Annotated in this window: 11 protein-coding genes; 4 read left to right on the forward strand and 7 right to left on the reverse strand. The window is 39.8% G+C overall.

What is annotated here, in order from left to right:
* The first annotated feature begins 10 nt into the window (after positions 1-10).
* Positions 11-1,216: a capsular biosynthesis protein gene (locus CNR22_21200; GenBank protein ID PBQ34179.1), complete on the forward strand. Its 1,206-nt coding sequence runs from the start codon at positions 11-13 to the stop codon at positions 1,214-1,216.
* Complete coding sequence (locus CNR22_21205) at positions 1,210-1,800, forward strand: glycosyl transferase (protein ID PBQ34180.1); 591 nt, start codon at positions 1,210-1,212, stop codon at positions 1,798-1,800. Before CNR22_21200 ends, CNR22_21205 begins: the two co-directional genes overlap by 7 nt.
* A gap of 15 nt (positions 1,801-1,815) precedes the next feature.
* Here the strand turns inward: CNR22_21205 and CNR22_21210 are convergent, their stop codons facing one another.
* From CNR22_21210 to CNR22_21225, 4 genes are all read right to left on the reverse strand, one after another.
* The gene (locus CNR22_21210; GenBank protein PBQ34181.1) at positions 1,816-6,405 is read right to left on the reverse strand and encodes a hypothetical protein; all 4,590 of its coding nucleotides are present in this window, start codon (positions 6,403-6,405) and stop codon (positions 1,816-1,818) included.
* 227 nt (positions 6,406-6,632) lie between these two features.
* On the reverse strand, positions 6,633-7,472 hold the full coding sequence (locus CNR22_21215; protein ID PBQ34182.1) for an MBL fold metallo-hydrolase: 840 nt from the start codon (positions 7,470-7,472) through the stop codon (positions 6,633-6,635).
* Between the two features lie 79 nt (positions 7,473-7,551).
* A complete protein-coding gene (locus CNR22_21220; protein ID PBQ34183.1) occupies positions 7,552-9,912 on the reverse strand; it encodes a hypothetical protein in 2,361 nt (786 codons plus the stop codon).
* A 13-nt stretch (positions 9,913-9,925) separates the two neighbouring features.
* Positions 9,926-12,310 (reverse strand): ATP-dependent DNA helicase, encoded by a 2,385-nt coding sequence (locus tag CNR22_21225; GenBank protein PBQ34184.1) that lies wholly within the window; start codon positions 12,308-12,310, stop codon positions 9,926-9,928.
* A 153-nt stretch (positions 12,311-12,463) separates the two neighbouring features.
* Here CNR22_21225 and CNR22_21230 point away from each other — a divergent pair, with 153 nt between their 5' ends.
* A complete protein-coding gene (locus tag CNR22_21230) occupies positions 12,464-16,390 on the forward strand; it encodes a hypothetical protein (protein PBQ34185.1) in 3,927 nt (1,308 codons plus the stop codon).
* Between the two features lie 267 nt (positions 16,391-16,657).
* Here CNR22_21230 and CNR22_21235 read toward each other — a convergent pair whose 3' ends face one another.
* Together CNR22_21235 and CNR22_21240 are read right to left on the reverse strand one after the other, a co-directional pair.
* The gene (locus CNR22_21235; protein PBQ34973.1) at positions 16,658-18,970 is read right to left on the reverse strand and encodes an aminopeptidase; all 2,313 of its coding nucleotides are present in this window, start codon (positions 18,968-18,970) and stop codon (positions 16,658-16,660) included.
* Positions 18,958-19,557 carry a HupE / UreJ protein gene (locus CNR22_21240; protein PBQ34186.1) on the reverse strand — a complete coding sequence of 200 codons (600 nt, stop codon included), beginning with the start codon at positions 19,555-19,557 and terminating at the stop codon, positions 18,958-18,960. Before CNR22_21240 ends, CNR22_21235 begins: the two co-directional genes overlap by 13 nt.
* Before the next feature lie 43 nt (positions 19,558-19,600).
* On the opposite strand from CNR22_21240, the gene CNR22_21245 reads away from it, so the two are divergent.
* Positions 19,601-20,092: a hypothetical protein gene (locus CNR22_21245; GenBank protein ID PBQ34187.1), complete on the forward strand. Its 492-nt coding sequence runs from the start codon at positions 19,601-19,603 to the stop codon at positions 20,090-20,092.
* Positions 20,093-20,605: 513 nt separating this feature from the next.
* On the opposite strand, the gene CNR22_21250 is transcribed toward CNR22_21245, so the two are convergent.
* Complete coding sequence (locus tag CNR22_21250) at positions 20,606-21,271, reverse strand: hypothetical protein (protein ID PBQ34188.1); 666 nt, start codon at positions 21,269-21,271, stop codon at positions 20,606-20,608.
* Positions 21,272-21,304 lie beyond the last annotated feature (33 nt).

Consider the following 21,304-nt stretch of genomic DNA (forward strand, 5'->3'; position numbering starts at 1 on the left):
ATACATTTATATGATTCCATTTTCACCTCCCCGCATTGATGATAAAATTTGCGATGAAGTAGTTGCAGCCTTAAAAAGTGGTTGGATTACCACAGGGCCGCGCACCAAAACTTTTGAAAAGAAAATTACAGAATATTGCGGAAATAAAAATACGATTTGCCTTAACTCGGCTACAGCCGGATTAGAAATTATGTTACGCTGGTTTGGAGTGCAGGCCGGCGATGAAGTTATTCTCCCAGCCTATACATACTCTGCTACAGCCAATGTGGTTATTCACTGCGGTGCTACACCTGTTTTTGTAGATGTAAATAAAAACGATTTTAATATTAATGTCTTAGAAATTGAAAAAGCTATAACCGGCAGAACCAAAGTGGTTATGCCTGTTGATTTTGGTGGGCTACCCTGCGACTATAATGAATTGAATGCCCTGGTAAAAAAGGCATCCGACAAATTTATCGCGGCTACCGAAAATCAAAAAAAACTGGGAAGAATTCTTGTTTTAAGTGATTCGGCCCATTCATTTGGTGGCGATTATGACGGTAAAAAAACAGGATCCTTAACCGATGTGAGTGTGTTTTCCTTTCACGCTGTAAAAAATCTTTCTACCGCCGAGGGAGGAGCCGTAGCCTTAAACCTTCCTGAACCCTTTGATAACCTGGAGGTGTACAGTAAACTCTGCATTTCAACTTTACACGGACAAAACAAAGATGCGCTGGCAAAAACACAAAAGGGTAACTGGAAATACGATATTGTAGAAGCCGGTTATAAATGCAATATGACCGATATTACCGCGGCCCTTGGGCTCATAGAATTAGAACGATACGACGCAGATACTCTTGTTAAACGAAAACACATTGTAGACGTTTATAATTCTCTGCTTGAAAAAGACCAGCGTTTTGAGTTACCTGTTTTTAAGACGAGCAGCAAACAAAGTTGTTATCACTTGTATCCTTTGAGAATAAAAAATATTACGGAGCAACAGCGCGACGCAATTATGCAAGAAATTTTTAACGCAGACGTGAGTGTTAACGTTCATTTTATACCGGTTCCAGCCATGAGTTTCTATAAGAATATGGGTTACGATCTGAGCAACTACAAAGTTACTTACGATAATTTCAGTCGTGAAATCACACTCCCTTTATTTTACGATTTAAGTGATGAGCAAATTCATACTGTAGTTAATGCCGTTGTTAGAGCTGTAGATACAGTATGCTAAAACGTTTGTTTGATATTTTAGTTTCTTTGCTGGGGCTTATAGTGCTTTCTCCTTTTTTAATTCTGGTTTCATTAATAGTTGGCTTAAGTTCTAAGGGCGGAGTTTTTTATTTTCAGGAGAGAGTAGGTATTCACGGTGTAAGTTTTAAGCTTTTTAAATTTAGGACAATGCGAACGGGTTCAGAAAAAAAGGGACTACTAACAGTAGGAGGAAGAGATCCGAGAGTTACCAGAGTAGGTTATTACCTTCGTAAATATAAGATAGATGAATTGCCTCAACTTTTAAATGTTCTTTTCGGAAGCATGAGCCTTGTGGGGCCGAGACCGGAAGTTAGAAAGTATGTAGATCTTTACTCTTTGGAACAAAAAAAAGTTTTGAATGTAAAGCCGGGCATAACAGATTACGCATCGCTCGACTACTTTAGCGAGAACGAATTATTAGCCACCTCTACAGATCCTGAAAAAACTTACATAGAGCAGATAATGCCAGCAAAGTTAGAGTTGAATAAAAAGTATATTTCAGAAGCCGGACTAGTTACAGATCTCAAAATTATAATGAGAACTCTCGGTAAAATAGTTTCTTGACATGGGAAGTAAGCCCTAACGGTATAAAGTTACGTGGCCCTGCAAGTTCTTAGCTTCGCCAGTTTGACTCGAAACACTTATCTTCCAGACATAAACATCATTTTTGCTTTCCTCCCCATTAAACTTTCCGTCCCAACCCATTGTATAATCTGTAGTTTGAAAGACCCTGGTACCCCAACGATTAAAGACAGAGAGTTCATAGTGTTTTACACCCGTTAAAACCGGAAGGAAACTATCATTATCTGAATCTCCATTAGGCGTAAACACATTTGGAACAAAGACATTAAAATCAGGATTAACATGTATCGCTTTCATAACAGTATCAGAACAACCCCATTTGTTTTTCACAATCATCGCTACTGGATAAATACCGGCATTCTCAAAGAAATAAGAACTGTTTTCGTTTGTTGAAATCGCGCCGGCATTATTAATAAAATACCAATTCCATTTGCTTTGTTCCTCGCCTTTTGAAGCATTATAAAACATCACATGGTCGAGCCCTTCCACAGGGTTTTCTGGCTGATAGGTGAATTCTGCAGAAGGTACCGGTCTTGCATGCACAACAAAAGTGTAGGTTCTTTCACAAGTTGTCACTGTATCCAGAAATAGTCCTTTAATCAGGTAATCTCCTGCTACTTTAAAATTGCGCGAGAAGGTATTAGCCGTAAAGCCCGGTTCATTATTAATTTGCCAGGTAGTCTTTATTTGCGAAGATGGGAGAGCAGAATAATACTTAAAATCTGACTGGAAAGGTACGCAGGCTTCTGGTATCGAGCTTATAAGACTTCCCTGAGGCAACGTACCGATATCTAAAGTGGTTGTAGTAAAATTTGTGCATCCTTTTTCATCGGTGGCAACCAAAGTGTAGGTTCCAACATAAGACATACTGCTGGCGGTGAAAGTCAGTATTTTTTGGCGATAGTTATAATTTCCCGGACCCTTCCACTCATAAGATTGTCCGCCAAACCCCTCCAGGATAACTTTTTTATCAAGACATATCTTGTTGCCAGGAAAAATAGTTAATGCGGGAGAAGGCAAACTAAGCGTGGTAATGCTGGCATTAGCAACTGAAGTACATTGATTAGCTGCAGTTCCAACTACAGTGTAGTGTGTTGGTGCCGGGCTTGTTGCTAAAGGAACGAAAGCGTACTGATCGTACGATTGATAAAAATCTGGTCCCAACCATACATAAGACGCAGCTCCGGTTACACTTAATGTAGCAGGTTGGTTTAAACAAACCGTGGTGCTTACAGGGATTAATTTTGGATTTTGATTAATGCTAACGGTATGTGTCGCGGTATTTTCACATGTGTTTTGATCTATAATGGTGAGTGTGTAAACTCCCGCAAATGCAACTTTACTGGAATCTCTGCCTGCATTTTGCGACTGGCTGCCGCTCCAGTTTGGCCCTTGCCACAAAAAGATAGCGGCATTGCTAACGTTGCTGCTTGTTAAACTCAGACTTTTTGTTTCGCAAACAGGACTATTACTACTTACAGTGAAAGAGGGCAATGGGAAAACCGTGGCATTGTAAACAGCATTATTCGTGCACGGACCCAGAGATATCAATAGATTATAATTTCCGCTGTTAGCTGGGTTAGCTAACGGAATTGATGGTGCCTGTAAAGTAGATGTGAAACCTGCCGGTCCCGTCCATTGATAAGTTGAACCGCCTTTGCCATTAAATGTTAGTGTTGATCCGAAGCACTGAGGATTGTTACTTATTATGGTAGGAATTGGTATGGCAGTTACCGTTACATTTGCAACAGCTAAATTGGTACAACCTGCCGCAGAAGTTACTCTCACCGTATAATCACCAGAGGTTGCTACTGGAGGTGATACAAGTGTAGGATTTTGAGCATTCGAACTAAAAGTATTTGGACCATTCCAAACATAATTAGCTCCCGGAAACGAATAGGCATAAAGATTTAAAGTTTGTGTGTTGCAAACAGTGCTTCCTACCGCTGAGAGTGTTGGAGTAGGATTTACAAGTACAGTCTTTGTAACAGATGCAGTACAACTGTTAGCGCCAATAACTATGGCAGTATAGGTTCCGCTATGCGTTGGATCTGTTGAACTAATAACCGGACTTTGTAAGTTTGAAGACCAGTTCAATGGTCCTGACCATAAATAAGATACACCACCAAATGCAGACAGATTCAGATTTTGTCCTTCACAAATTGGACTGTTACTATTCAAGAGAGGGAAAGGTGTAGGTTTTAAAATGATGCTGGCAACAGCAGAGCTGGTGCACCCCAAGGCAGAGCCTATAACAGTGTATTGAGTATTAGAAACCGGGCTATCGGATAAATTACTTCCAGTTGAATTGTTATTCCATGTGTAGGTACTAGCACCACTTACGGAAACAATCCCCGTTTCCAGCGGACAAATCAAACTGTTAGTGACATTTAAAACAGGATTATTAATATAATCTACGGCAATTGTTTTGGATATAGCGCAACTGTATGAATCTTTACTGGTAAGTGAATAAACATATTGACCACTGAAAGCTTGTGTAGCAACCCTGGTGTCGGTTTGCGGACCGCCCGTCCAGCTGTACGTATAAGGAGCGGTAGCGGTGTAAGGAGTTCCACCGGAGTTAACACCTGTTAATGTAACTGTTTTGCCCGCACAAATTGTGGCGTTAGAAGTAGATAAAATTAAATTTTGAGCTGGCTGTTGACTAATGTAAAAGGATTGTATGATCTGACAACCAGTAACAGCATCGGTTACCGTTAGAGACCATAAGCCTGCACTGAGCAATGGAGTTGGACTGGTAGAGGTGGTACCATTTGAATTTTGCCAAAGATAGTTCTCGGTACCCGAACCCCCGGCTATATTAGTAACGGCAGCTGTTGCCGAACTAGCGCCGAAGCACTTCACGTTGTTGGCGTAACTCAAACTTCCTGTTAAAGGTATCAGCGAAGTAAATGAAGTAGAAGCCGTATATGTAAAATTAGTTCCGAAGTCAAACACCGTTAAGGTGTAGGTGCCAGGACTTAAACCAGTAGCCACCGAATTAGTTTGTGAGGTAGGCATCCATGTATACGAAAATGGCCCTATCCCTCCGGTAGCTTGAACTGTAGCTGACCCTAAATTAGCACAAGTAATAGATGTACTACTAACAGATATGCAAGGTTGATTGACATTGACTGTCTGTTTGAGCGTGTCTGTGCCACCTCCACAACTATAATACAAAACAAGATTTACCGAATAGGTTCCAAGGGTTGTAAAGGCGTGTATAGGTGAAACAGCTGTAGAAGTATTACTGGCTCCTGATGCGGGATCACCAAAAATCCATTTCAGAGCTGTAAGCGAAAATCCTGATGACGAGCATCCAACCACACTTATACTGGGAGTATAACTAGAATTGAAAAGAACTGCCTGACAGCCATAACCATTACTTACAGTATGAGTAAAAGGAGTAGGGGTTGGATGTTGCAGCAATGAGCTAGCGAGGAAATTCGGAAGACTATAATAACTACTCGCAGTGAGAGATTGTGTTCCTACAGAATAGGCACATGCTGACCCAGTTGAATTTGGGCTATTAATTACATCAAGATTAGATTGATAGGTGGCGAGATATATTTTACCATCGGGAGCAAGCTGCATTGTTCCACCCCAATTACTGGTTCCTGTATTAACAGTGTATGCAGAAGCTATCACAGCTGTGGGCGAACCGGCGCAAAGGTCCCATTGCACTACACCTGAATTCCAATAATAACTCGACCCGTAAAAATGAGTGCCATCCGGCGAAAATTCACAACCCCAGCCCCCGTAATTAGATGCAGTTCCTGCGGAAAGTGGAATAGGGTTAGAGACAAGTCCTGTTGAAATATCAAAGTCATAAAGCTCAAAGTTTGAATTGGTTGTATTCCACCCATTATCATAATTAGCTAAGCCTAGTTTTTTACCATTTGGTGATATTTTCATAGCCCCCCAGTAATTATAAAATCCGTTCGTGTAGGTATACGTCATTCCGGGAGATACCACAGCAAAGGTATTAACACCGGCAGCTGTTACCGAAAATGATACAAAGCTAGGCGTAAAAGTTCCCGAACCCGTGCTGTTGTAATACATAGTTTCCTGGGTTACCAGCCATACACTTAAACCATCACAATGTTTTGTTCCTGTTAATTTTGTAATATAACCCGAATACAGCGGAGTATTAATAGATGTAACAGATCCACTTCCAGAAGATAAACTCATATCTACAGTAGTATAATAAAGGCCACCCGTGCTGTTTGTAGACCATACATAATCAGCCGTGAAAACATAGTAGATCGTGCTGCTGCCTGGTTTTTTAACGATGATTGAACCTTGCGGACTATATGAAGATCCCATTAGCCCCGATCCGTTCGCCATAGTAGTGTGACTCGAATTGTAAATAGTAGCTCCATCTGTATAAAATAATAAATTTCCACTGGCATCGGCTATGCTTGCACAAGAGTAGTAGGCTAACATAGCTCCGTTCGAAGGACTGGTAGGTGGACTATTACTGAAATCAAGACCACTTTGGTTTCCGAAGTACCATTTTTTGGCTTCGTTTTGTGATAAAGCAAAGAGGTTTAAAAGGAGGGCAAGAAGTAGGTAGTTGAGTTTCAAAATATTGGTAATTAGTGGGTTAGTCTAAAATTAGGTTAGGCCGTTGTGCAACATTCTCTAATTTAAGAAATTAGCTAACCTTTCGCAAGTCGTTTAATCATTCATAACTCCTATTCAATCAGTGAAGAGTTTACTTACCTCATTTAACAAATGAAAGTATCAAATCGGCTTGCTTTGTATCCTGAACAAGCAAGCCCGGAACTTTGGTTCCGGGCTTGAAAAACGATTCAAAATTCGGTTAAGGGAAAACTGTCTTTTTTTCGAACGCCTTTTTCCGTTTTCTCAAGACTTATGCATTCAATAGTGGGATCATGTTCAAAGAATAATGTCCAATCGTTTTCAACGGCTTTTGTTAAAATCTCCTGTTTTTCCTTTAAGGTTTCGAGTGGACGCATGTCGTAACCCATCACATAAGGAATCGGTAAGTGCCCCGCACTTGGAATAAGATCAGCCATGTAAGCGAGCGTTTTGCTTTTATAATCTATCACCGGCAACATCATGGCTTCCGTGTGACCGTTCACTTCTAAAAATGAGAGGGAGGGAATAAGTTTTGTTGAGCTATCAATAAATTTTAGTTGACCACTTTCTTCAATGGGTAAAATATTTTCTTTTAAAAAGCTTGCTTTTTCCCTTGGATTAGGATGAGTAGCCCATTGCCAGTGTTTTTCGTTGCAGTAATAGGTTGCATTTTTAAAAGCAGGTTCAAGTTTGGTTCTGTCTGAATTATAGTCGATACTTCCACCGCAGTGATCAAAATGCAAATGCGTCAATACCATATCCGTTATATCGTTTTTAGTAAAACCGTTGGCGTTTAAAGATTTCTCCAGCGAGTCGTTTCCATTCAGGTAATAGTATCCAAAGAATTTAGCATCCTGTTTTGTTCCCATTCCGTTATCTATAAGTATAAGCCGGTTACCATCTTCAATAAGCAAGCATCGCAGGGCCCAATTACACATGTTATTTTCATCCGCCGGATTTAACTTGTTCCAGATAGTTTTAGGAACAACGCCAAACATGGCGCCACCGTCAAGTTTAAAATGTCCTGTATTAATAGTGTATAATTTCATAGATATAATGGAGTGAATGTATAGATTAAAAATAAAAAAACCCGCTTCTTATGGCGGGTTTTTATAAAGGAAAAAACATTTAACGTGCTACAATAATTTTTTTAACAGCCTTATCTTTACCATTTGTGATTTCGGTAAAATAAATTCCGTCAGGTCTGTCACTCAGATCTAAATTAATACTGTTATTCATCACATTTTTTAATTCACTTGAAATAATTCGTTGACCAGTGGAATTGTAAACGTTTATAGTAAGCGTTTGTTCTTGAGGTAAAGTGAACATAAAGTTAAATACACCGTTACTTGGATTTGGCATAATAGTTATGTTTGAATTAAACTTATTCATTGCTAATTCATTAATACCAACTGGTCCGCAGGTTACAATTGGTAAAATGGCCAATTGTACTTTAGCCTTTCTATTTGTTCTCATCGTTTTCCAATTTGTAGTAGAAGACAAATACCAAGCACTTGAATCATTTGAAGAATTAAATTTTGTGTTTGTCATAATGTTCACTGAATCTGAACCCGTTTGCGGAATGGAGATGGAAGTAAAGAAACCAGCATTCGGACTCGTTATGATAACAGGTTGTGTAAAGTCAAATTTATATGGAATCATCTTGTTGTTAGTAATAGGCTTAACACCAGATTTTCCAATGTAGCCCACACTCTTAACAGTTGGTGTGCTCATAATTCTACCAAGGCTATCAAATTTTACAGCCTGTGAGCTTGTTGGTCCGCTTCCCACAGATCCACCATATATTCTACACGCTATCTGTGTTCCTGCGTTACCTTTTGTTCCCGCAGAATCAAATAAAACAATAACACTGTTAACTTGAGGATTTGCAAAAGAAACATAAGAACTGGCCGGGAAGTACTGCGCAAATTCCTTATCCTGGTAACAATTTGTTCCCGCTAGGAAACCTGTAGAATTATTTGAGCTACAACCTGTAACAGCGCTCGTTGGAGACCTGTAGGCAACAAGCGTATCAATGTTTTTTATCATTAATAATGTGTCAAAACAGAATGATTTAGTAGCACAGGTAAATTGGGCAGAAACTACGAAAGTGGCCGTTGAAGAACTAACGCTGTTGGTGGAAACCAGTGTTAAAGTATACGTGCCAGGATTGCTGAGGGTTACTGCCGGATTAGCAACTGTATTGTTCGGATAAAAAGCCCCTGAAGGAGAAGAACTCCATACGTAAGTTGGAATTGGCCAGCCGGTTGAAGTATTAAATGGCGTAAAAGGTGAGTTCAAACACTGATCGGCAGGTACTGTAAATGACGCAACGGCTGAAGTGCTTGGAGCTCCCGTTTGAGAACACTTCGAGTGCGTGCCTAACTGGTAACGCAGGCTGCTTTGACTCAATGCTGTGTTCATGCGAATACTCTGATCATTTGTAAACATATACATACAAGCGTCGTCTGTTCTATCCATAAAATTCATAGGCATCTGGCCGTTTGGAGATGTACCAACACCACATTGGTCAGCAGGCGTAACGGTTTGGCATCCGTAATGAGCAGCTTTTGCAGGAGGTGTATCCTGGCAATAGTCTGATAAGCAATTTCCATCACCCCAGATATGTCTTAATCCTAACCAGTGACCCGCTTCGTGGGTAAGGGTGCGTCCTTTATCATAAGGAGCAACCACACCTGTGCCAACGCCAAATTGTTTTGCCCATATCCAGATTCCATCATTGTTAGCAGTTCCTACAGTACCATTAAATACACCGGTAAGACCCGAATTTGGAGGATAAGTTGCCCAGCCATTAAGGGGGTAGTTAGTGGGTTTATCGCTAATCCAGATATTTAAATATTTTGTAGGATCCCAAATGGTTGCTGGAATAATGACAGTATTAAAATACGTTTGAAGATCTACAGTCATTGTACTTGGGCTTAACCAATTGTTTTGAAAAGCACTCACACGGTCAATACCATGAGGAACCAAAGGTAGATCTTGTCTGTCTTTTGCAGCCATACAAAAACGAATTCCAGTATTTGCAACGTCACCGGCGAAATAAGGCGGCGTGTTGCCAACATTAAATCCAATACCTGCAAAATCTGCATTTAAAGATGCGATGTTGGATTTTATCTGGTTTGTATCAAGGTTTGGATATGTACCAAGTGCTTCATTATAAGCTACAATGTGAACAATAACCGGAATGTCATGGATAGCAGCGGTTTTGCCAGACAGATTATTCTTTTTGAATTCTTCCACCTTACTGCTCAACCATTCTTCCCATTGTTGAGGAGGAACAGGTGTGCCACAAGAATTTTGAACTTGTTGCGGTGCTTGAGCACTTAAAAACAAAGAACTAAGAACACTCAGACAAACTAATAATAAATTTTTATTCATGTTGGTTAGGATTTTTATCGTAAATAAAAGTAAAAAAAAATAATCATTTAAAAAAATCACCCACTCATTCTGCACAGGCGTCTTTCGCATCGTAGTTAAAAGTTTACAATTTAGTTAATCGTGCAAACTTTAATAAAAGGCTTTTGCTTCCTGTTTTTTGAAAATCAATGGTTGCTTTTGTTTCCGGCCAGGGGCCTTCGAGTAAGGCAATTGTTCCTGTTCCAAATTTTTCGTGCATTACATTATCTCCTACTTGCAAGGATTTATTTAATGCTAAATCTACAGTTGTTGTGCTCGATGATAAACTGGTATTTAAGCGAATTAGTTTTTTTGGTTTAAGATTAAGATTTATGTTTGAAGTCTCCATAGAACCTGTTCCTGAATTATAATTATCACGAAAACGATCAAAAGTATTTTTCGAAAATGCAGGTGTAGCAGGTTCTTCGGGATAATCTAAGAACTTATCATCAATCTCATCAATAAATCTGCTGGGTTCGCAATAAGTTACATTACCAAAACGGTATCGCATGGTAGCGAAACTCAAAGTGGCTTGCTTCTCAGCGCGAGTTACGGCGACGTAAAACAAGCGGCGTTCTTCCTCAAGGTCAGTTCTGCTGTTGATAGAAAGTTGCGAAGGGAAAAGATTTTCCTCTAAACCCACAATATAGACATACGGAAACTCAAGTCCTTTGGCAGCATGGATAGTCATCATGCTTACTTTATCTTTATTTGTATCTTTTTCGTCTTCCTTATCCACACTTGTTAGCAGGGTGATTTCCTGCATAAACTCATCCAGTGTTTTTATACTGGTATCGGCTTCTTCAAGTTGTAATTGTGTTTCGTCTTTTTGAAGGGTTAATTTAATCACATCATTCAGCTCATCTTCCTGCGGGGTACGCGGTTGTTCAACAAAATCTTTGATCCCGTTTAACAGCTCCTGAATGTTTTCGTAACGACTTACGCCTTCGGGTGTCTTATCGGTGTAAAGTTCTTTTACTATGCCACTTGAAACAGCAATATGATTTGCCAAATCATAAGCGTCTTTATAAGGTAAGAGCAAACTAAAAGATTTCACCTGGGTTACAAAGTCATTTATTTTCGATGAAATTCCTGCGTTGATACCAAGATTAAAGTCTTTCAAATTGCTAATTACAGTAAACATACTAATGTCATGTTCAGCCGCAGCAACGGTAATTTTATCAAGGGAAGATTGGCCTATTCCTCTGGCTGGATAATTGATAATACGGCGAAGACTTTCATCATCATTATTATTTATTGCCAGTCGGAAATAAGATAACACATCTTTAATTTCTTTTCTTTGGTAGAAGCTAACACCACCGTAAATCTTGTAAGGAATATTTAAGCGACGAAGCGATTCTTCGAATGAACGCGACTGCGCATTGGTTCTGTAAAGTATTGCAAAATCGCTATTCTTCGCCTGATTTTGCATGCGTGTTTCAAAAATACTGTTTACGATTTTCTGACCCTCTTCGTTATCAGAACCTGCCTTTACAACTTTAAGCTTTTGCCCATCTTCGTTTTCTGTAAAAACAGTTTTTTTAAACTGGTCTTTATTGTTCGCAATAATTTGGTTGGCTGCGCCTACAATAGTTTTTGTACTTCTGTAGTTTTGCTCCAGTTTAAAAGTTTTAAGATCAGGATAATCTTTTTCGAAGTTTAAAATATTTTGAATGTTGGCTCCGCGAAATGCATAGATACTTTGGGCGTCATCTCCTACAACGCAAATGTTCTGAAATTTTGCAGCAAGTTGCTTAATAATCAGGTATTGTGAAAAGTTTGTATCCTGGTACTCATCTACCAGAATATAGCGAAATTTATCCTGGTATTTGTTTAACACATCTGGAAAATCTCGCAGTAAGATATTTGTTTGAAAAAGTAAATCATCAAAGTCCATTGCGCCGGCTTTAAAGTTACGACGCTGATAAGCGTCATAAATTTTGCCGAGAAGCGGTTTGCGGCTGCTCGAGTCTTCCTGTTGTGTAACAGGATTATTCATGTATTGTGCGGCTGAAACCAATTTGTTTTTTGCTTCACTAATACGGTTGAGTACCAAAGAGGGCTTGTAAATTTTATCGTCGAGATTAAATTGTTTTAAAATTTCTTTGATAACACTCTTACTGTCGTCAGTATCGTAAATTGTAAAGTTGCTGGGATAGCCGAGTTTGGAAGCTTCAAAACGCAGTATTTTTGCAAACACACTATGAAAAGTTCCCATCCATAAATTTTTAGCCTCTTTTGGGCCAACTATTTTCGCAATCCTTTCTTTCATTTCTTTAGCCGCCTTATTTGTAAAAGTGAGGGCTAAAATATTAAAGGCATCGGCGCCTTTTTCCATGATATGAGCAATGCGAAAGGTGAGTACCCTTGTTTTTCCTGAACCAGCGCCGGCTATGATCATAACCGGACCTTCGGTTGCCTTTGCTGCTGCACGTTGTAATGTATTGAGTTCGTCTAAGTAGTGATCCATCCTATAAAAGTGCTAATTTTTTCAATTCGGTCGTGCTACGATTTGTAGAAGATTTAAACATAATTTGCTTCACTCATTCAAAGACGCCCTTTACTAATTTAAAACGGGGTTTGGTACCTGGTTTATGAAAAAAGAGATTTGTTGGGTATATTTATGGTAGGCCCAAATGCAGAGATGAAAAATCCCGGAACCATATTTCTTATTTTATTTCTATCAGCATTGTCTCATGTCGCCCAAAACCCCCTGTGCAGTAATGGTTATGTTTATATGGACGGGGGAAGTTTCATTAGCTATTATGATCCTACACAACCTCTCTCCGCTGTAAATCCTTCTAATACAAACATTCCTACTTTTGGCGGGGGGCTTACACTTATGCCCAACATAAATGGTGGTACTTTAAGTCCTACTTTTTATTCAGTTTTTAATGGTGATTATTATTATTGGAGCGGTACTGCCTGGCAAAATACGGGGCATTCGGTAGGTAGTAATTCTGCAGTAAATCTTGCAGGCTGTGGCGGAAAAATTTATAATCTTGTTGGAGGCTCAGGTGATGTTTATACATACGATGGTACCGGTAACGGTACTTACCTTACAACCCTGGCTAATTTTAATGGAGGCGGACCTTTTGATCTGGTTACAGATTGTAATTGTAATTTTTATGCGCTTAACACCACGAATCCGAATCAGTCGTTAACCATATATGATCCGAGCGGCAATCCCCAATGTACCTACAGTTTGAGTGGAATGCCCAACACTTCTGCCGGCGGTGGGTTCGCAATCATTGGAAATATGATTTACGTAAAAAATAATACCACGGCCGGATTTTATATAGGAACTATTTCTGGAACTGGCGTTACTTTTACCGCAGTTTCAGGGTTTACTAACAGCCCGGGCGATTTTGCGTCGTGCCCGGTTTGCAATTCTGCGGTGAGCTTAACAGGAATAAGTCTGAGCAGCGGAACTTTGAACTGCACTTTTACGGTTACTTCCATTGCCGCCTCTTCTACAGCAACAAGTTTGTCTTATAACTGGACCGGCCCGGGCATCGTGGGATCATCTACAACTGCGGCTATTTCTGTGAATGCCGCTGGTGTTTACACGTGTTTGGTTATTACTTCATCCTGTCCACCAACGCAGGGTACATTCACAACAACGGTTGTAAACAATTCCGTGAACGTTGTTGCCGCTCTTACACCCTCTGGCAATGTATGCGTAGGAATGAATACCGGAAAGCTCTTAACGGTAACGCATTCGTCAACTAACGAAATTGTTTTTTGGAATGGCCCCAGTACGCCCTCAGTAACAGGCACCAGTACCGTAAACGTTGCCCTTCCTGGAACATACACTGTTAAGGTAACCGACCCGGCGAGCGGTTGTTCTAAATCCAGTACTGTTTTAATAAACACAACACCCACAGTTAATCTAGCGTTAAGCAGCAATTCTCTTTGCTATTATAATTATAACGGAAGTCCGAATTCTATTACACTTACACCTTCGGGAGCAACAAATTATACGCTCTTAACCAGCTCTAATTATTCTACAAGTTCGCCAAATGGCACCATTATGCCAATATCGCCTTCCACGCTATCAGGCAATTTACCCCCACTTGCAACAGGTACTCTTATAGGAAGCACCGGTGCGTGTGGCGATACAACACAGTTAAATTTTACAATTATTGACAATCCAAATATTGGTCTTTCGCAATTATCAGGCAGTATTTGTCCCGGAAATAGTTTGCCTCTATTTGTAGTAGGAGCAACGCTCTATAATTGGGGTGGAAGTTTGAGCCTGAACACCTACACGGGATCTAATGTTGTTGCAACTCCTACTGGTAATTCGACCTATACCGTATTGGGTACTGACCAGGGCTGTAAAAGCATTACTCAAACCGTGAATGTTGTTGTACTTCCGCTCCCAACGCTTTCGGTTACGCCAACTAATACAACTATATGCCTTGGATCTACTATAACATTAGTGGCATCTGGTACAGCAAATTCTTTTACGTGGGGACCTAATTTCGGTCTCTTAACTTCAGCGAACGGCGCGAGTATAAGTGTTATGCCACCAACAAATATGTATTATTCTGTTACGGGCTCATTAAATTCTTGCACAGCCATAGCTACCTGCGATATTACGGTAGTTCAACCTCCCGTTTTGGGGCTGAGTTTGACTAACTACAGCATGTGCTCCCGTAATTACAACAATTCACCTAACACCATAAGTTTGACACCTTCGGGTGCTTCTAACTACTCTTTGGCGGGAGGCCCACAACTAATCATTACTTTTCCTAATGGACCTGTTATGGAGGCCGTTCCATCTGGTACAGCAATATTCGGCCCTGCTGTAATAACTGTTACTTTATTTGGAAACACAGGTGTCTGTACCACTTCTATAACACACACCATATTGGTAGTTCCAAATCCTGTACTTACTGTTAGTCCTCTGTCGGCCAGTATTTGTCCGGGCCAGAGTCAGTCGTTTTCAGTATCAGGAGCAACAACTTACACCTGGCTGCCTATGCCTAATTTTACTGTTACTGGAAATAATAGTATGGTTGCTAATCCTATTTTAACCAGCTTTTATCCCGTTACGGGTTCAGAAAATGGGTGCAGGAGCCAATCCAGGAATGCCGTACTGCTTGTTTTACCCGTTCCAGATATCTTTGTGCCACCAAATTATACAGTGTGCGCCGGAAACTCTTTAACATTGTCTGCAACGGGTACAGGATCTGTATATTCATGGACACCTTCAACAACATTGCTCAACGCAGCCGGAACTGAGGTTCTAACAACCCCCGGTGCATTGCAAACCTACACTGTTAAAACCTCCTTAAATACCTGCACGAGCCAGGCTGTTACCACAGTATCTGTTATCGTGATGCCTGTTATACATGCTACCACCTCGCAATCTGTTATTTGTAGTAATTCAGGTACGCATCTCAATGTAACAGGAGCTAACTCATTTTTCTGGTATCCTACAGAAAGCTTAAACTATGCTAGTGGAAGTTCAGTTTATGCTTCTCCCGGAGAAAGCACAACCTACACGGTTCATGGTTTTAACGGAATATGTACCGGATCTACAACCATTCGTGTTCAAACAGTTAAACGGCCCGACCTTGAATTTACAACAACAGCAAACCAGATTTGTGCCGGTTCATCTTTGCCCATAAGTGTAAAGGGCGCACAGACTTATACCTGGTTGCCCGCAGATTTGGTGTATGTTTCCGGCACAAACACTACCGTTACAGCATTTCCGCCTGTAAGTACAAACTACACTGTAATAGGTGCCAATTCAATTGGCTCGGTGTCTTGTTTTCACCAAATAAGTTATTCGGTGGTTGTAATGCCGTCGGTTCAGCCGGTCATTTCTGATAAGGTTACCATTTGTTTAGGTCAAAAAACAACATTGTTTTCTTCGGGAGGAAATACCTATAGTTGGTCACCCGCCGAAGGGCTTAATTTTACAGATGCTTCGAGGGTTGTTGCAAGTCCTCGCAGTACAACTATTTATACAGTAGACATTTCTCACAATACATTTTGCGGCAAATCTACTACCGTTATGGTTGTTGTAAATCCTGTACCTGAAGTTTACGCGGGTCGTGACACAAGTTATAATATAAATGATCAGATATTTATACACGCTACCGGCACCGGCACTCTAACCTGGATGAAAGGCGAAGGCATTACTTGCCTGGATTGTCCGATAACTCAGATTCATCCGACGCGCAGTGGATGCTACAATGTGCTGGCTATAAACGATGAAGGATGCACTGTTGAGGATGATATTTGTATTGAATTGACAGAGGAGTTTACTATTTATGTCCCTAATTCTTTCTCACCAAATAATGACGGAATAAATGAAGAATTCCTCATTTTTGGAGAAAATATTTCTGAGATCTCTATGGAAATATACGACCGTTGGGGAATTCGTCTCTTTTACTCCGAAGAATTTCACAAAGGCTGGGATGGGAAGTTTAAGGATGTTGCATGTCCTGTTGGTACTTATACTTACATCATAAAATACAAAGGGGCTAACAGGAAAAACTATACAAGAACGGGGAATGTGAATATTATAAGGTAGGCGTATAGAGTCAGTTGCAACTCGTAAGAGGTAGATCTTAAGCAGAGCGGTGGATTTTGGTAATCTGAATTGTCGTATAAGCTCTAATTTAGTATTTCTGCCGGGTTCAAGGGGAAACGTAAATCAGCTTGTTTAATGTATACACTACAACTAAAATGTCTTTTTTCAATCTGTCATCCCTGCCCGGCAATAAAATAGTATTTCAAAAAAAACAGTATTTCAAAAAAAAAGCTCCTTATAAAGGAGCCTTAATTTTATACCACTAGATTATTTTTTTCTAGCTTTCTGCATTGGATTTTCTCCGGCGCTTTGACCTCGTGCCGCTGCGCTTTTAGCTTTAAATACTTCAAATTTTCCCGGTTCAGTTTTTATGTTCCAGGCATTATCTCTTTCATTAATGTCGGCAGTTTCTCTGTAAGGATCAATTCTTATGGAAGCTACTTTCTTAGACTTCATAAATGTTTTAGTCACCTCTTTTTCATTTTTACGCCAGATATACGCGCCAATCCTTTCAATTTCACTGCTGCCATCTGTATAATTAAACTGGATAATGATCGGGCTCACCAAGCCGCCTTTGTTGGAGAACTTTATTTCGTAAATATATTTTCCGTCGTATTTTGAGAAAGAGCTATCAGGCATTTCTTCCATGAAATCGTTTTTGTTTTTTAGTTCTTTTATGACGGTTGGCTCACCTTTGTAATGATAATAGAAGTCGCGAAGGGTTGTGTCTTTGTCCACTAATGAAACTATTCCTGCTTCGCGATTACGAATGGTTGTAATGTATTCGTATTCTTTTGGTTTGGGATAGGTATACATAGTGTCCATTTTCAAAGCTACTTTGGCACCTCTTTGCAAAGTGTAAGCTTTAACGGTGTCTACAGAAATATCAACGGGTTCAATATCAAAAAACCAGCCTCTCCAGAACCAGTCAAGGTCAACCGCGCTGGCATCTTCCATGGTTCTGAAAAAATCTGCCGGTTCAGGGTGTTTAAAGGCCCAACGGTTACAGTATTGTTTGAAAGCAAAATCAAACAAGTCACGACCCATGACTGTTTCGCGTAAGATGTTTAAGGCTGTTGCAGGTTTTCCGTAAGCATTTGCGCCAAAATTCATAATATTTTCACTATTGGTCATAATAGGTTCTAACTGATTTTTAGGCAATCGCATATAATCAATCATTTTATAAGCAGGACCACGTTGAGAAGGATAATTAGCGTCGAATTCCCGCTCTGTAAGATATTGTACAAAGGTATTTAAACCCTCATCCATCCAACTCCATTGACGTTCGTCGCTATTAATAATCATGGGAAAAAAGTTGTGGCCAACTTCATGAATAATTACAAGGATCATTCCGTTCTTGCTTCCTTCTGTATAAGTGCCGTCTTTTTCAGTTCTCCCGAAGTTAAAGCAGATCATAGGATATTCCATTCCGTTGGCAGCTTCAATACTTTGTGCAACCGGGTAGGGGTAAGGAATGGTAAATTTCGAGTAAGTCTTAATGGTATGCGCTACAACTTTAGTGGAATATTTACGGTAGAGTCCGTAAGCTTCTTTTCCATAAAAACTCATACACATTACTTTTTTCCCTTCGCACTGCACAGCCATGGCGTCCCAGCAATATTTACGCGAACTTCCCCATGCAAAATCGCGAACACTGTCTGCTTTAAAGATCCACGTTTTAGTGGCGCCAGATTTATTTTTTTCTGCCGCTTTTGCATCTTCCAACAGTTGAATTTCCACAGGCTCATTTGCACTTTTTGCCTGGTTCCAGCGCGTAAGTTGTGCAGGACTTAAGACTTGCGCGTAGTTTTGACATTCCCCTGTTGAACAAACCAGGTGGTCAGCCGGAACTGTCATTTTTACCTTGAAGTTTCCAAAAGCTAATGCGAACTCTCCTCTACCTGTAAACTGTTTATTCTGCCATCCCTGGAAGTCACTGTAAACACACATGCGTGGATACCATTGCGTCATTGTAAACAAATGATTGCCATCTTCAGGGAAGTACTCATAACCACCACGACCACCAGACTCAATGCGATTGATCATTTTATAATGCCATTTTACAACAAACTTAAAAGTAGCTTTTGAAGCCAGGGCCTTTGGAAGATCAATACGCATCATCGTTCCATTAATGGTGTATTTTAACGCTTTGCCTAAACCGTCAGTAACCCCATCAATTTTATCACCCAAACCAGCGAGGCTGTTTTTAGTGTCCAAAGACTTTAAAGAGTTTTGGGTGACAGGATCGCTAATTTTATTTTCATCGAAATAATTTACTTCATTATTTGGGTCGTGCTGATTTTCGTCAAGCTGCAACCAAAGGTAGGTTAGATTTTCAGGGGCATTATTATGATAAGTAACCGTTTCGGTTGCTATAACTGTTAGATTTTTTTCATCCAGTCTTACATCGATGTCATAATCGGCACGTTGCTGCCAGTACTTAGCTCCCGGAGCGCCCGAGGCCGATCTGAATTCATTCGGTGTTGGAAGAATACCTCCTAACTGTTCAAATTTATTACCGTGATTGGACTGAGGATTGTTTTGAATGTTTTGCGCGGAAGCCAGGCTTATGAGTGCGATTGCAAAAGTTCCAGAAAGCGTTCTACGCTTATTTTCAAGGCAATTAAAGTGATGCAGCATGTTAGTATAAGTTTGTAAAAATGAAAAGGCCATTTAACTATTTTAATCAAAAGGAGCGAAAATACTAAAACAATCCCTACAATTATAATCTGACCAAACTCTATTCCCAGGTTAAAATAGAGCAGTGGCAGAATAACATTTTCTTCATGTCCCAGCAGATCTTTCAAAAGTATAGAAAATCCTAATCCATGTACTAACCCAAAAAGCGTGATTATGATATAAAGAAAGCTTTTTTTGGAGTGCTCTGCTTTTTTGAAATTTATAACCTGGTATACCGCCGACAGGAGAATGGTGAGAGCAATCATCCACTCAATTAAAGGACTGTTGACTGTAATGTAATCGTTAACACTTAGAACAAGTGATATAGAGTGACCTAGGGTAAATGCTGTAACAAGTATCAATAGCGTTTTCCACTCTTTTAGTGACGAAGCTAAAACTAATAAAACAACAAACAGAATGTGGTCATAAGCTCCCAGACTAAGAATGTGTTCCATTCCCATCATAAACCATAAGCCGAATTCATTCATTATATTAGCTGAAATTTTTCGCAAAGTAAACAGTTCCTGGTAAATGAAAAAGATAATTTGTTTTAGCGCCCTACTTATTTTATTTTTTTCATTCAGTCACCCTTTTTATTTGAGTGTTACCGATCTTAAATACAATAGAGCTGAGAAAGCACTGCAGGGTAGCGTTAAGGTTTTTATTAACGATCTTGAAGGCGCTTTAAAGAAGGCTCATGGACAAACTATTGATCTTATAAACCCTAGAGACACACTTAAAATTCAAAAACTGCTGGAGGACTACCTTAAAAAACACCTTCTTCTTAAAATCAACGGACAACTAAAATCGTTCAATCTCCTGGGTTTTGAAAACGAGCAGGAAGCTATCTGGTTATATATAGAACTAAAAAATTGCTCATTCCCTAAGAAAATTGAAATAGAGAATACAGTGCTTTACGATCATATAAAAGATCAGACCAACATCATGCACCTGGAAGTGCAGGGTCAGAAAAAAAGTTTGAAAGTAAGTAATCCCGAAAAGCTTTCGGTTTTCGAATTTTAGAAGAACCAACCAGACTTAGTTCATTCTTTTATAAAGTTCTTTGGATAGTAGTGTACCAGCAATAGCATAGCAATCGCGCAAACCCTCTTCATTATCGCCCTTTGGCGACCCAATCGCTTTTAGTTCAAATACGGTTAGTTCCTGGGCCATTTCGTTATAAAAGGAACATTCAATGACAATATACCGGGGGCTGCTCCAGCCAGCTGTATGATGGTGAGGCTCTTTAGCGGATATTTACTTTATTTAAGGAATACAATGCGTTTCTACATCCTGCAATCAGTTTGACATCTTCCTGACTTTGAATTTTAACACGCACAAACCTCTACGAAACCCAGTTGACCCAATTTACACCGTTTTCGCGGATGCGTATTCAATATGGACAAAACAGAGAATTAAAAATGTTACGCAGTAGCGAAAGAATTTGTGCATACCTGAGGTTTATTGGGTTTATTTTCAAATGAACTCGAACTCGATCAAAACTAGATAAAAGAATTCTCAAACATACCCAACATGCTAGTCTTTTTTAAAATTTTGCTCGTCGTATTTGAGCATCCGCATTGTTAAATCTCTGGCCAGCATTTTACCGGCAATTTCATAGCATTCCTCGAAACGCTTCATCAAAACTTTTTGTTTCGATCCATAAGATGTTAGGGTATACCTCAATAAAAACTCGCCTTCTTTGTCAAAAAAAGTACACTCCAGTGTAATATTTGGAGGCATGCCGTCGACACCAGTGTGAAAATGAGGGTCTTCGTGAAGTATTCTAATAAGTAAAAAGGGCAAGGGGTGGGTGGAATCTGCCTGCGCAAAAAGTCCAATATCTGCAGCATTTTTATTAAAAATTTCAGTGAACTTATTTTCCAGTTGCTTTCTTGGTAAGGTATTCCACTCATCAATCAGGGCACGCCCCTTTTTTTCGGAATAACTCCTTTTTATGTGATCTACAAAAGCTTGATCGTTTGGAAAACTGCATACTCTTTTAGAAGTGTAGTCAAACTTTATGACTAAGTCTCTAATTCCTTTAATAGCATGTATTTCGCCGGATACAACTTTAATTTCCCGGTTAAGTGTAATGCGCTTAGCACTACCCTTTACTAATACTGATTGGGCCTTCAAACCAGTGTTGGAGCTCAGAAAAAGCAAAACATTCAAAAATAATAATCTAGAAGGACGTATCATTTTGGGAAATTAAATCCATAATTGTTAAAATTT

This window comes from Sphingobacteriaceae bacterium (genome assembly GCA_002319075.1).
In the GTDB taxonomy this organism is placed as follows: Bacteria; Bacteroidota; Bacteroidia; order B-17B0; family Aurantibacillaceae; genus Aurantibacillus.

Bases quoted from the DNA above. Each gene is read 5' to 3' on its own strand.
- CNR22_21205 (PBQ34180.1), top strand. From the start codon at position 1,210: ATGCTAAAACGTTTGTTTGATATTTTAGTTTCTTTGCTGGGGCTTATA.
- CNR22_21250 (PBQ34188.1), bottom strand. From the start codon at position 21,271: ATGATACGTCCTTCTAGATTATTATTTTTGAATGTTTTGCTTTTTCTG.
- CNR22_21240 (PBQ34186.1), bottom strand. From the start codon at position 19,557: ATGAATGAATTCGGCTTATGGTTTATGATGGGAATGGAACACATTCTT.
- CNR22_21215 (PBQ34182.1), bottom strand. From the start codon at position 7,472: ATGAAATTATACACTATTAATACAGGACATTTTAAACTTGACGGTGGC.
- CNR22_21200 (PBQ34179.1), top strand. From the start codon at position 11: ATGATTCCATTTTCACCTCCCCGCATTGATGATAAAATTTGCGATGAA.
- CNR22_21220 (PBQ34183.1), bottom strand. From the start codon at position 9,912: ATGCGAAAGACGCCTGTGCAGAATGAGTGGGTGATTTTTTTAAATGAT.
- CNR22_21225 (PBQ34184.1), bottom strand. From the start codon at position 12,310: ATGGATCACTACTTAGACGAACTCAATACATTACAACGTGCAGCAGCA.
- CNR22_21245 (PBQ34187.1), top strand. From the start codon at position 19,601: ATGAAAAAGATAATTTGTTTTAGCGCCCTACTTATTTTATTTTTTTCA.
- CNR22_21230 (PBQ34185.1), top strand. From the start codon at position 12,464: ATGGTAGGCCCAAATGCAGAGATGAAAAATCCCGGAACCATATTTCTT.